This is a genomic window from Comamonas sp. F1-6 (assembly GCF_039581415.1).
In the GTDB taxonomy this organism is placed as follows: Bacteria; Pseudomonadota; Gammaproteobacteria; order Burkholderiales; family Burkholderiaceae_C; genus Comamonas; species Comamonas thiooxydans.
This window is the reverse complement of sequence record NZ_JBCPWN010000007.1, coordinates 151,420-163,727: the sequence shown is the minus strand read 5'-3', so window position 1 is coordinate 163,727 and position 12,308 is coordinate 151,420. Positions and strand designations below refer to the sequence as shown.

The 12,308-nt window shown below is 62.6% G+C and carries 11 protein-coding genes; 6 read left to right on the top strand and 5 right to left on the bottom strand.

Annotated features, from left to right (window positions below):
- Nucleotides 1-94: 94 nt before the first annotated feature.
- The gene (locus tag AAIL66_RS09985) at nt 95-1,132 is read left to right on the top strand and encodes a DNA/RNA non-specific endonuclease (protein WP_343496628.1); all 1,038 of its coding nucleotides are present in this window, start codon (nt 95-97) and stop codon (nt 1,130-1,132) included.
- Between the two features lie 340 nt (nt 1,133-1,472).
- Here AAIL66_RS09985 and AAIL66_RS09980 read toward each other — a convergent pair whose 3' ends face one another.
- The 4 genes from AAIL66_RS09980 to AAIL66_RS09965 all read right to left on the bottom strand — a co-directional run bounded on the left by AAIL66_RS09980 (nt 1,473) and on the right by AAIL66_RS09965 (nt 5,893).
- Nucleotides 1,473-1,829 carry a DsrE family protein gene (locus AAIL66_RS09980; protein ID WP_063665030.1) on the bottom strand — a complete coding sequence of 119 codons (357 nt, stop codon included), beginning with the start codon at nt 1,827-1,829 and terminating at the stop codon, nt 1,473-1,475.
- Between the two features lie 149 nt (nt 1,830-1,978).
- Nucleotides 1,979-2,218 carry a sulfurtransferase-like selenium metabolism protein YedF gene (gene yedF / locus AAIL66_RS09975; RefSeq protein ID WP_034358126.1) on the bottom strand — a complete coding sequence of 80 codons (240 nt, stop codon included), beginning with the start codon at nt 2,216-2,218 and terminating at the stop codon, nt 1,979-1,981.
- A gap of 17 nt (nt 2,219-2,235) precedes the next feature.
- Nucleotides 2,236-3,492, bottom strand: coding sequence for a selenium metabolism membrane protein YedE/FdhT (gene yedE, locus AAIL66_RS09970; RefSeq protein WP_343496627.1), 1,257 nt, complete (start codon nt 3,490-3,492; stop codon nt 2,236-2,238).
- Between the two features lie 190 nt (nt 3,493-3,682).
- On the bottom strand, nt 3,683-5,893 hold the full coding sequence (locus tag AAIL66_RS09965) for a hypothetical protein (RefSeq protein ID WP_343496626.1): 2,211 nt from the start codon (nt 5,891-5,893) through the stop codon (nt 3,683-3,685).
- Nucleotides 5,894-6,160: 267 nt separating this feature from the next.
- Between AAIL66_RS09965 and AAIL66_RS09960 the strand changes: the two genes are divergently transcribed.
- The 5 genes from AAIL66_RS09960 (at nt 6,161) to AAIL66_RS09940 (ending at nt 11,013) form a co-directional block, all read left to right on the top strand.
- Nucleotides 6,161-6,895 (top strand): GntR family transcriptional regulator, encoded by a 735-nt coding sequence (locus AAIL66_RS09960; RefSeq protein WP_343496625.1) that lies wholly within the window; start codon nt 6,161-6,163, stop codon nt 6,893-6,895.
- Nucleotides 6,892-7,713 (top strand): 3-hydroxybutyrate dehydrogenase, encoded by an 822-nt coding sequence (locus AAIL66_RS09955; RefSeq protein WP_343496624.1) that lies wholly within the window; start codon nt 6,892-6,894, stop codon nt 7,711-7,713. Before AAIL66_RS09960 ends, AAIL66_RS09955 begins: the two co-directional genes overlap by 4 nt.
- A 118-nt stretch (nt 7,714-7,831) precedes the next feature.
- Nucleotides 7,832-9,145, top strand: a complete 1,314-nt coding sequence (gene fahA / locus AAIL66_RS09950; protein WP_343496623.1) for a fumarylacetoacetase — start codon at nt 7,832-7,834, stop codon at nt 9,143-9,145.
- Between the two features lie 98 nt (nt 9,146-9,243).
- On the top strand, nt 9,244-10,509 hold the full coding sequence (locus tag AAIL66_RS09945; protein ID WP_343496622.1) for an SPOR domain-containing protein: 1,266 nt from the start codon (nt 9,244-9,246) through the stop codon (nt 10,507-10,509).
- A gap of 156 nt (nt 10,510-10,665) precedes the next feature.
- A complete protein-coding gene (locus AAIL66_RS09940; RefSeq protein ID WP_224648727.1) occupies nt 10,666-11,013 on the top strand; it encodes an I78 family peptidase inhibitor in 348 nt (115 codons plus the stop codon).
- Between the two features lie 14 nt (nt 11,014-11,027).
- On the opposite strand, the gene hemW is transcribed toward AAIL66_RS09940, so the two are convergent.
- Nucleotides 11,028-12,257, bottom strand: coding sequence for a radical SAM family heme chaperone HemW (hemW, locus tag AAIL66_RS09935; protein ID WP_343496621.1), 1,230 nt, complete (start codon nt 12,255-12,257; stop codon nt 11,028-11,030).
- Nucleotides 12,258-12,308 lie beyond the last annotated feature (51 nt).

Sequence of the window (12,308 nt, the reverse complement as noted above, 5' to 3'; positions counted from 1 at the left end):
TCACATACGGTTTCATTGCCGGACACATAAAGTGCGGCCTGCGGCCCGCACCTCACTTCAAGCAGCATTCAAGCGGCGTACCATTGCCGCCTGAATGACGACCGCCAAGAAAAAGAAAACGCCTGCGCGCAAGCGCGGCAAAGCTTCCAGGACTGCTGGCAACAGCCTCTCCCGCATCAGGCGCTTTGCCCTGTCTGCGGGCGCTGCGGCACTGGCCAGCTTCCAGATCGCCAGTTGCAGCTTCAATCCCAGCGTCTCCGCCGAGAAACTGCTGGGCCAGGCGCTGGCAGCCCTGCATATTCCCGCACTCGATGCGCTCGGCCAGACCCTGCAGGCCTTTCGCAAGAACGGCTGGCCGGATCTGGATGATCTGCGTTCCGGTTCCGGTTCCGGCTCCGGCGCCCACACGCCCAGCGTGGGCGGCAAGGTGGACAAGGCCGATGTCACGGCCACAGCCCTGCCCACGCACTTTGCCCGCTGCCCCCAGTTCTTTCCCGGCGGCAAGGCTCCGGCCCTGCAGCTTCAACCCCGTGAGCGCGAGCTGTGCTTTTCGGGTTTTGCCGTGCTGCACAACGGCAGCACCAAGACCCCGGTGTTCGTGGCCGAGCGCCTGAATCGCCAGATGCTGCAGCAGGCCCAGGGCTTGCAGCGCAGCGACAAGTTCTATGCCGACGCCCGCCTGCCGCGCGCCGAGCGCTCCGAGCTTGACGACTACAAACGCTCCGGGTTCTCACGCGGCCATATGGCCCCTGCTGCCGACATGAGCACGCCCGAGGCCATGGCCCAGAGCTTCAGCCTCGCGAACATGGTGCCGCAGAACCAGGTGCACAACGCGGGTGCCTGGAGCCAGGTGGAACAGGCCACGCGCAAATATGCGCTGCGCGCCCGGGGCGATGTCTTTGTCTTCACCGGCCCTGTCTTCAACAAAAACGCCTCCACCATCGGTGAGAGCAAGGTGGCGGTGCCCGACTACCTCTTCAAGCTGGTCTATGACGCCAGCACCGGCAAGAGCTGGGTGTACTGGCAGGCCAATAGTGCCGACACCCGCATGGGCCCGCCCATCAGCTACGAGGAATTCACGCGCCGCACCGGCATGCCGCTGCTGTCGGCCGTGAGTCTGCCTCATACATAAAAATGAGCTGACTGCGCAAGCCATTCATTGTTTTCAACGGAATTTCATATTGAAATCAATGAATGACGTCGTAAATAGCTACCTTTTTAATAGCAAACCAGACCCACAGAGACTCTGCGGATTCAAGCCTGCCCGCCCTCCAGCTTGAGCATCACATCCGACAACAGCGGGGCCTTCTGGCGGGTGCGCTCATTGGCCATGCCGGTAAAACCACACTTTGAATACATGGACATCCAAGATGCTTCGGTGAGTGCAGAGCCGCACCCCAGGACAGCTGCTGCCCCAGCCTTCAATACCGCAACCATGCGGGCGATATTGAACGTTGGTGCGAGCTTCTTTCTTAGAGGGTGATGACCTTGTCGGCCGCCAGCGTCCAGTCGGCCAGTTCAGGCAGAGTACCGATTTCCACGCCGGCAATCAGTGTCAGCTCGGCCAGGCCTCGCGCCAGCGCGCAGGTGCGACACAACCTGACGCTCACGCCCTCGGCAACCAGATGCTCGACCATGGCCTGCAGACCGCTGCCCGCGCCATCGTGCTGATTGGGCAGGCCGACCACGGTGGCGTCGGACATCAAAAAGACTTTCACCTCAGGCCTGGAATCATGGCCGCGCAAGGCCGTCGCCACGCGCAGCGCCGACAGGCAGCGCTCGCTGCCATAGGGCGCGGCGTGAACGATGATGATAATTTTTTGTGTCATGGCGAAATCTCAAACAATGATGCAAGGCACAGCGCCTAAAACTGGCACAACCCAACAAGGGGACAGCAAGCCAGTGCCGCCGCGCAGCGAGGCTGTCGTCCCCCTCCGCGAAGCAGAGAGGGGGAAGGCGCGCAGCGCCTCAGGGGGAGTTACTTCCTGATCAGGTATCGAATCGTCGGCCCGTCCTGCTGAATCTCCAGCACCTCATAGCCGTGATTCCTGGCATCCAGCGGAATATTGTTGATGGACTGCGGGCAGTCCGAGACCACTTCCAGAATCTGGCCCGGCTGCAGGCTGGGCATGGCTTCCAGCGTGGCCACGGCGGGGTATGGGCAAGGCTCGCCCAGCATGTCGAGGCGGAAATCGGGAACGTATTTGGAGTCACTCATGATGGATTCCTTGAGATTCAGGCAATGCGCGAGGCAGTGACGGCTGTTGCGGCAGCGGCCAGACGGGATTTTTTGGCAAAGAAATGCTTTTCCCACCACAGCACCAGAGCCAGCGAGATACCCAGCATCACATAGGTCAGCAACAGGCCGCCCTGCGGGCCCAGCGCCTTGAGCAGATTGACCTTGTCGTAACTGGTTGCCAGCACGGGCGAGATGTCGTCCCAGACCAGCGCCAGCAAGGTAGAGCCGATCACATTGCCCAGACCCACCCACCAGTAATGCACCTGGCCTTCTACGGCACGGTACATCCAGCCGGTTTCACAACCGCCCGCCAGCACAATGCCGAAGCCGAACAGCAGACCGCCGATGACGGCATTGGGGCCGGCCCAGAAGATCTTGGGGTCCATGCCCAGTTGCACATAGCTGTAGATGCCGATGGTGCCCACGGCCATGCCCGCGATGATGGCCTTGGCCATCTGCGTGCGGCCCGTGATCCACAGATCGCGAAAGGCCGAGGTGAAGCAGACCTGGGCGCGCTCGATGATCAGGCCGAAGGCCAGACCGAACAGAATCGCCATGCCCAGCCTGGGCGCTTCGGCAGCCTTGCAGATGCCCCAGACCACACAGGCCAGGAACAGCGCCACGCCGATGCGAAAGCGCCGCCTGGCCTGGGCCTCGCTTTGCTCCAGGGGCTTGGGTGCCGTCACTTTCTGCAGTTTGACGGGAATCCGGAACATTGGCAGCAGGCTGACCTTGGCACCGGCCAGCGAGCCGATGGCCGTGGCAATGGCGAAGAACCAGGCATGCAGCGAAAACTGCGGAATGCCGGTAAAGAACGCCGCCAGATTGCAGCCCATGGCCAGACGCGCGCCAAAGCCCGCGATGATTCCGCCCACAATGGCCTGAAACACGCGAATGCGGTGATTGGGCAGGCGCAGCTTGATGTTGTTGGCCCAGAGCGCAGCCGAGAAGCAGCCGACAAACATGCCGATGATCATCAGCCCGTCCACGCGTGTGAGCGGCGTGCCTTGCAGCCCGATGACCTTGAAATAGCCCCAATTGGAGAGATCGACACCGAGGAACTGCAGGATATGCCCGCCCCAGCGGGTGAATTCACCGGTCACAGCCCAGAAGGTGCCGGTAATGCCGAAGTAATACGCAGAAAGGACGCCGGCCGCAATCACTGCGGGCACGGGCGACCAGAAACGCACCAGATATTGGTGCTTGAAATCTTGCCAGCTCATTGCCTTGCTTTCTGCCACGCGAAACCGCATGGACGTTTTTCCAGTCGCACCAGCAAAAAAGACGCAAAAACCCTTGGCTTTTGCGTCTTCAACAAGCTGATGGATGGCTACAAAAGTGGCCCTCTCAGGGGCTGGAAATCAGGGTTAACCCTGATTTCAAATCATGGCTGGCGATTATCCATCTGCACTCTGGCACATGCACAAGGCAGCTGTACTTACCTTACCTTGCTGCTGCGCCACCTGCAGGTGCAGCTGGCTCCATGGCCGTGGCTGCGCTAGCGACTGCAGAGCCGTGCTGCCAGCTGACAGGCAGCACGGCGTCCAGCCAGTGCATGCGCCAGGCCAGCAGCGCAACGGCTGCCATCAGTGCCAGCACACACAGGCTGTTGCGCAGGCCGTGACTGTCCGCGTAAGGGTCGGCAATGTTGCGCTTGGCGTTGACCGGTACCTTGGCCGTCTGCGACAGGCTGCGGCCCAGGCCCAGATTGATGTTCATGCGGCCATTGATGGCCCAGCCGCTGGCATCCAGAATCGGTCCCAGGCTGCGCTGACGCAGCTTGAGCCAGGCAATCAGCATGCTGGGACCGGAAATGGCCAGGATAAGGCCCAGTATGGCCACCGGAATCCACGACCCCAGTTCGATGAACTTGCCGAAGATGCCAACGATCACGGCGCTCAGCGAGCCCAGCGCCACGCCGATGGCGGCCACCGTCCCCACATCGGTCTTGCGCGCTGGAGCAGGTGCCTGGGCCAGGTCCTTGGGCGCCGTCACCAGCTTGGTCGCGTTGTCGCTGAGGCTGGTATTGACCACATCGTTCTTGGCTGCGGCATGCTTGGCGACCTGCTCCTCGATCATGCGCAGGAACTTCTTGTAGGGTGAAAAAAAGGCCTGACCTATGCTGGTCGGGTTGTCGATGAGCTTGACGATGGTGGCATCCCAGTCATTGCCCGCACGGTCGTAGAAGACGCCGTTGCGTCCCACGAACAAAAAGTCCACATCGCCTGCCGTGAAGGCCGCGACGATCGTCTTTTTCTGCCCCTCGCGCTTGCATTCGCAATAGGCCAGATAGGTTTTGGCCATGGCGGCCAGCGTGGAGTGGGCTGCCGCATCGGCAACCTCCACGGTCAGATCGCAGCTGCGACCGTCCAGGAACAAGGTACCGGCCTGGAAGGCCGCACCTTCGCGGCGATAGAAGCGGGAGAAGGAGACAAAGTTGTTGAGCAGCTCCAGCAGATCGCGTTGCAGACGGATCAGCTTTTCCAGAGCCATGGCCTGGACGGCATGCTCTTTTTCGGCATCGTCATGGTCCAGCAACTGCATCACTGCGTCTTTCAACCCGCTGGACAGCAGTTGCTGAATTTCGGCCTCGCTCACTGCGCCCAGCGGCGTGGCCGGGCACTCCGACAACCATTGCTGGCAATGGGCCAGCATGGTCTTGAGCTGATCCCACTGCACCTCGGTCAGCGCCGTCAACGCTTCGCCGAACACGGGTTGCACGGCCTGCTCGCGCAAGGTCTGCAAGGCAGCAGCCCAGGCGGGATTGACGCCATTCACCAGCGGCAGGCTGCGCTCGCCGGTCACTGCGGCCAGCGGCAGCGCGGCCAGAGACTCCGATGCATTGCTGAGCACCTGCGCGCCCAAAGCGGCATAGCCTTCTTCCGTTGGGTTGAGCGGCGCACGTGCATTGGCATCGAACTCCACCAGGCGCGTGCGGGCAAAAAAGTCATCGACTTTGGCCTGCACTGCGTTCACGGCCTCCGCAGCCGCCAGCGCGAGTGCGCGCGGCTGCAGATTGCAACCCAGCTCTGCCGCCTGGGCAAACCAGGTCTGCAGGGCTTGCACGTCTTCCCAGAAGGCCTCGGCCTTGCTGCGATCGATGCCTGGAACGCCATCGCTGCCGTCCACCGCGCCGTAAAGCTCCTGAATGCGCGCAATCAGACCGGCCAGGGCCTCGTCGCCTTCGGCCGTGGCTGCACTGACGACGCCGTCGCCATTGAAACGCAGGGCCTGCAGCGAAGCCATGCGCTCCTGCACCTGGGCCAGCGTGATGGACTGGGCATCGGGCAGGCCCGCGAGTTCCAGCACGCGTCTGGCCTCTGCCAGCAACAGCGCGCCTTCCTCCGTCGCATCGTTGATGCTGTTCAGTTGCAGCACATCGCCGCCCTCTGCCAGAACCTGCGGATCACGCACTCTTGCCACGGCCCATTCACAGGCGGCCACCAGCTCCGGGGGGCGAATACGCCCGTCCTTGCTTTCGTCAATCAAATCCAGCGTTGCGCTGTCGAACTCGATACCTCGCGTGGGACAGGCCAGAGCCACCCACAGTTTCTGATCCAGCTCACCAATATGGGCAATGTCCTGTCCCGTGCGAATCACCACCTGGTCCACCTCGCCGGCGCGGAAAAACTGCCACTCGTACTGCTTCTGCATGAAACTACCAACTCCCAGGCAAGGGTTGCCCTTGTCAAAGCACATTGCAACCAATGGCTGCCTGCACTATCTGCTATCAAAAGCGAGAAGTTTAAAAGTCATTTGCACTGTCTGAATGGTGACATTTGTGAACTCTTGCGCTTCTTTGGGCTGGTTTGCACTCCCGCCCACTGCCTTATTGCGCCATCTTGAGTGTCTGCTGGTCTTTTTTAATAAAGTACTTTTTTAGATACTTTATTTGCTACACTGCCCCGCAAAACCGTGCTTATGACTGCTGCGTCCACCGCCTCCCAATCCCGCGACAAGCTGCACCTGCAGCTGGCCCGACTGTTTCGCAACAAGATAGCGACGGGCGAGTGGACGGTCGGACAAAGCATCCCCACCGTCGAGGAGCTCGAGGCCCTGCACAGTGTCTCGCGCACCACGGTGCGCATGGCCGTACATGCGCTGGTCGATGAAGGCCTGCTGCAGACCCGCAAGCGCGGCGGCACCAAGGTCGTTGGCCAGCCCTACAAGCCCCCATCCTTTTTGCTGCCAACGACCTGGCAGGAGCTGGTGGCCTTTGGTGAGCAGATTCAGCAGACCACGCTGCAGCAAGCGAATGACTGCGTGCCGCCCATTCCGGCCGGCTTCCCTTCCCCTGGCGAACTGGCCACTGCCTATACCTATTTTTTGCGCGTACACAAGCACGGCGATGCACGCTTTTGCCTGTCCGAGCTGTACCTGGAACAAAACCTCTACCCCAGGCTGCAGGAACAGCTGGAGCGCACCACGCTGGCTCAGGCGCTGGGAAATGATACAGCGCAGATCGCCACGGCCCGCCAGTACCTGAGCGTAGCCCCGGCCGACGAGCTGATTGCCGAGCATCTGGGCGTGCCGCTGGGCACGCCGTTGATGCAGGCGCTGCGCTGGGCCTGCAATCCACAGGGCTTGATCGTCTACTGGGCCAAGGTACGCTTCATCAGCGAATACGTGCATATCGAAATGGACCTGCTCAAATGACCACCGTCCTGCCCCAAGTCCAGCAGCTCTCCAGGCCCCATAGCGGCCGTGTGGCCTGGATCACTGGCTCCACCAGCGGCATCGGCTGGGCCATTGCCAGGCAACTGGCCGGCGAAGGCGCCGCCATTGCCCTGCATGGCAGCGCCCAGGCGTCTGCCAGCACTGATGAACAGCTGGCCGAGCTGCACGCACTGGGTGTCGCCGCCCGCTATTACTCACTGGATCTGAGCGACGGCCTGGCCATTGCCCCGCTGGCCCGGCGCATCGCCGCCGAGCTGGGCGCTGTGGACATTCTGGTCAACAACGCGGGCATGCAGCATGTGGAATCCGTGCTCAGCTTTCCGCCAGACCGATGGAACACCATGCTGGCCGTCAACCTGAGCGCACCGTTTCACACCATACAGGCCTGCACGCCGGCCATGCTGGAGCGCGGCTGGGGGCGCATCATCAATATGGCATCCGTCAGCGGCCTGGTCGGCGTGGCCCACAAGCCCGCCTATGTGGCCAGCAAGCACGGCCTGCTGGGCCTGACCAAATCCGTGGCGCTGGAGCTGGCCACCACGCCCGTGACCTGCAACGCCATCTGCCCCGGCTGGGTTCTCACGCCACTGGTGCAGGCCCAGATCGATGCCCTGGCGCAGCGCGAGCAGCTGGACGAGGCGGAAGCCCGCGCCAGGCTGCTGGGCGCCAAGCAGCCCTCGCAGGCTTTTGTGACGGTGGAGCAGGTCGCGGCACTGGTCGGCTTTCTGGCCAGCGACAACGCCGCCCAGGTGCGTGGCGCACAGTGGAACATGGATGGGGGCTTTACCGCTGCATGAAGGATCCACAAGCCAGCACAAGCCAGATCCCATAGATCAGTCATAGATCGATGGCTGACAGCGCACAGCAGATCAGCGCTGCAGCCTGTTTTTATTCAAATCGTTTAAGGAGACGAACATGGCATTGAACGAAACCCACGACGCCGGCCTGCAAAGCTGGGTCACCAGCGCCAACACAGGCAGCAGCGACTTCCCCATCCAGAACTTGCCGTTTGCAGTCTTTCGCCGCAAGAACAGCAGCGAGGCTTTTCGCGGCGGCGTGGCGATTGGCGACCAGGTGCTGGACATGGCGGCTGTTCGCGATGCCAAGGCACTGGGCGGCGATGTGCAGGCCCAGGTCGACGCAGCGGCGCAAGCTCAGCTCAACAGCTTGATGGCCATGGGCCCGGCGTCTTGGTCGGGCCTGCGTCTGGCCCTGTCGCGCGCCCTGCGTGCCGGCGCTGCCCAGGAAGCCGCCCTCAAGGCCTGCCTCGTGCCCCAGGCCGATGTGGAATACAGCGTACCCGCACAGGTGGGCGACTACACGGACTTCTACACCTCCGTGCATCACGCCACCAACGTGGGCAAGCTGTTCCGCCCCACCAACCCGCTGATGGAAAACTACAAGTGGGTGCCCATCGGCTACCACGGTCGTGCCTCCAGCATCCGCATCTCTGGCGTGGACTTCAAGCGCCCCAACGGCCAGCTCAAGGCTCCCGATGCCGACCCCGTGCTCAAGCCCTGCAACCGCCTCGACTATGAGCTGGAGATGGGCATCTATGCCGGCTCGGCCAATGCCTGGGGCGAGGCCATCGGCATCGAGGACGCCGAAAACCATATCTTCGGCCTGTGCCTGCTCAACGACTGGTCGGCACGCGACGTTCAGGCCTGGGAATACCAGCCACTGGGCCCTTTCCTGTCCAAGAACTTCGCCACCAGCATCTCGCCCTGGATTGTGACGCTGGAAGCACTGGAGCCCTATCGCACAGCCTTTGTCCGCCCGTCCGAGGACCCACAGCCCCTGCCCTACCTCAGCTCCGAAGCCAACTCGCAGCGCGGTGCGCTCGACGTTCAGCTCACGGTTGCCATCCAGACCGAGAAGATGCGCGCCGAAGGCAAGGCCGCCGAGCAGATCACCCGGACCAGCTACCGCCACGCCTACTGGACCATGGCCCAGCTGATTGCCCACCACACCGTCAACGGCTGCGATCTGCAACCCGGCGACCTGCTGGGCACCGGCACGCTGTCCGGCCCCACCATGGCCGAAGCCGGCGCCCTGCTGGAAATCACCGAAGGCGGCAAAAAGCCCCTGAGCCTGAGCAACGGCGAAACCCGCACCTTCCTGCTCGACGGAGACGCCGTGATCTTTGCCGGCTGGTGCGAAAAGCCCGGTGCCGCGCGCATCGGCTTTGGCGAATGCCGTGCCACCGTTCTGCCCGCGCACCAGGCCTGAGTCTGCCTCGGCCATCCCGCAAAAAACCGGCCTGGCGCCGGTTTTTTGTTGGGAATCTGCCTTCGGCCTGCTCGTAACGCCATGACACAATTGCAGCCATGCCTTCCGCTTCGGACACCCCCACCCCTGCGCTCGCCCCTGCTGGCCGAAACCAGCGCCAGGAGCCCGTGCTGAACCAGCCTGCGCGCTCGGATGCCAGCCCCCTGCCTGCCTCCATTGCAGGAGCCTTTACAGCCGCGGCCTATTCCATGCAGCACAGTCTGCAACACGAGGCCGAGCAGAGCACTGCGCCCGAAGAGGAGGACAGCGGCCTGCTGCCCCAGCTCTATGCCAGCCGCCTGAGCCCACGCTCACGCGACTTTTACCTGGCCCAGTTCAAGCGCTTCGATGCCCTGGACCGCAGCCTGCCCAGCTGGAATATGGCGGCAGCCTTCCTGACCCTGGCCTGGTGCAGCCTGCACGGTCTATGGCACGAGGCGGGCAAATACCTCGCCGCCGTCACGGCAACCGCGCTGATCTGGTGGTTTGGCCTGCGCCCGGCTCTGCCCGAGGCCATGGCTCTGGGCCTGGGCATTGCACTTTGGCTGGTGGCTGTGGCCGTGCCCGGCCTGCTGGGCAATGGCTGGTACTGGCGCAAAATCAGGGCCCAGACGCTACAGGCGATCACTGACGCGCCCAATATGGCCGTCGCCCATGCCGCCTTGCAGGCGCAGGTCGGCTCTCCCCGCAACAGAACCGCAGCCATGCTGGTGCTGGCCCTGCCTGTGGCAGCGGCCGCAGGCGCGGGCCTGGCCTTGCTGCCCGCCGATGGCCCGGCACCGACCAAGAGCGCAGCGCCTGCAGCCACCGCCGTGGCCAATCGTCCAGCTGCCAGCCCGGACCTGGCAAAGCCCGCCCCCGAGGAGCCAGACAACCGCCCGGCAGAGCCTGCGCCTACGACCGCCACCGAGACAGACACACGCGCAGAGCAAGCTGCGCCTGACGCAGCTGCCTCAGTGCCAAGCAAAGCGGCGGTCAAGGCCGAGCTGAGCGAAAAGCCGACAGCCAGGCCGGCGACAGATACAAAGGAACAAGCTGCCCCCTCGACACCCCATGCCGGCTCGGACCTGGTTCCTGGCAAGTTCTATCTGAATCTGGGCGTCTATTCCGAGGCCGGCAATGCCGACAAGGTGCTGGCGCAGTTGCAAAAGTCCAGACTGCCCGCGCTGACGCAGAAGATGGCCAGCAACAAGGGGGAAGTCACCCGAGTACGCAGCGGCCCCTTCGAGAGCCGAAAGCGCGCTGAAAAGGCTGCACGCAAGCTGCAGGCCGCGAATATCGATGCCGGCATCTTTCAAAGTGCAGAAGGAGCCCACAAGCCATAGACTCCGGCGCTGAAGATTCACAGTCAAAATGCCACCATTCCCTTGATGGAATTGCGCATGAAGCTATCAAATTTTCGCATTGCTTTGTTGCACCCGCTTGCACATCAAGGCTTGGTCTGGCATGCGCGAGCACCTGGGGGCGCTATGGTGTGGGGCATGAAGCATCGAACACCCACTCTGCATATTTCCACCCGCCCTTTGCTCGGCATGGCTGCTGCCAGCATGGCTTTGCTGATGGCAGGCTGCGCCAGCAACGGCATGGTCGCAGGCGGCAAGACCGCCCCGCCCGCGCGTCAGCTGCAGGTATGCCACGCGGAGCCGGTACAGATCTACATCGGCCACAACACCGTGGCATCGACGCTGGAAACCATCCGCCAGAAATCCGGCTCGTACTTGCTGCGCGTGCTGCGCGAGGGTCAGCCTGCCACCATGGAATACAACCAGGAGCGCCTGAACGTCATCACCAATGACGCAGGCAAGATCACGGCGCTGCGCTGCGGCTGAGCACCCGCCAGGACTTACAGAAACATTTCCTGCAGGTCGCTCAGAAAGTCAAAGCCGCGTTCCGTGGGCACCACGCGGCCCAGATCGCGGCTGATCAGGCCCTTGGCCTGTGCCTGATCGAGCCCCTTGGCAATGGCCGACATGGGCAGGCCCGTGCGCTCCATGAACTCCTGCAAGGCAAAGCCGCCGCGCAGGCGCAGCGCGTTGAGCATGTATTCGAACGGCAGATCGGCACGCTTGACCTCGTTGTCCTGTGCCAGCGGCGTGCCGGCCAGTGCCATGTCCATATAGCGGGCCGGATCGCGGAAACGCACCTGACGCACGATGCGGTGGGCAAAGCTCAGCTTGCTGTGCGCACCGGCGCCAATGCCAAGATAGTCGCCAAACTGCCAGTAGTTGCTGTTGTGAAAGCATTGATGGCCGTCCTTGGCATAGGCCGAGACCTCATAGCGCTGCATGCCCGCGGCCCTGGTGCTGGCCGTGATCAGGTCCAGCATCTCATAGGCCGTATCGTCCTCGGGCACCAGGGGCGGGTATTTGGCGAAATAGGTGTTGGGCTCGATGGTCAGGTGATAGATCGACAGATGCGGCGGTGCAAACGACAGTGCCGTGTCCACATCGCGCTGCAGATCGAGCAGGCTCTGGCCGGGCAGCGCATACATGAGATCGATATTGAAGGTCTCGAAATTGTCAGCCGCCTCGCGCACCGCAGCCTGGGCCTGCGCCGCATCATGCACACGGCCCACAGCCTGCAGATAGCGGTCGTCAAAGCTCTGCACCCCGATTGACAGGCGGTTCACGCCGGCCGCCCGGAAAGCTTTGAAGCGGTCCTTCTCGAAGGTGCCGGGGTTGGCTTCCATGGTGATCTCGCAATCGGGCTCCATGCGCAGACGCGCACGCAGACCGGCAATCAGCTTGTCTATGGACTCGGGCGAGAACAGGCTGGGCGTTCCGCCGCCCATAAAGACGCTGTGCACCGTGCGCCCCCAGATCAGCGGCAGCGCAGACTCCAGATCGGCCATCAAAGCATCGATGTAGCGGTCCTCGGGCAGCGCATCTCCCTTGGCCCAGGCATGGGAGTTGAAGTCGCAATACGGGCATTTCTTGAGGCACCAGGGCAGGTGCACATACAGCGACAGCGGCGGCAGGCTGCCCAGCTGAAGCGTACCGGGCCGCATGTAGTGCTGAATATCGCGCTGCACCGCCGCTTCGGCGGTCTCTGTTTGATGCTGAATGGGAATCATGGGAAATATGCTTTTCTAGCGCAAACAAAACCGACGCCGCTAAAACTAGCA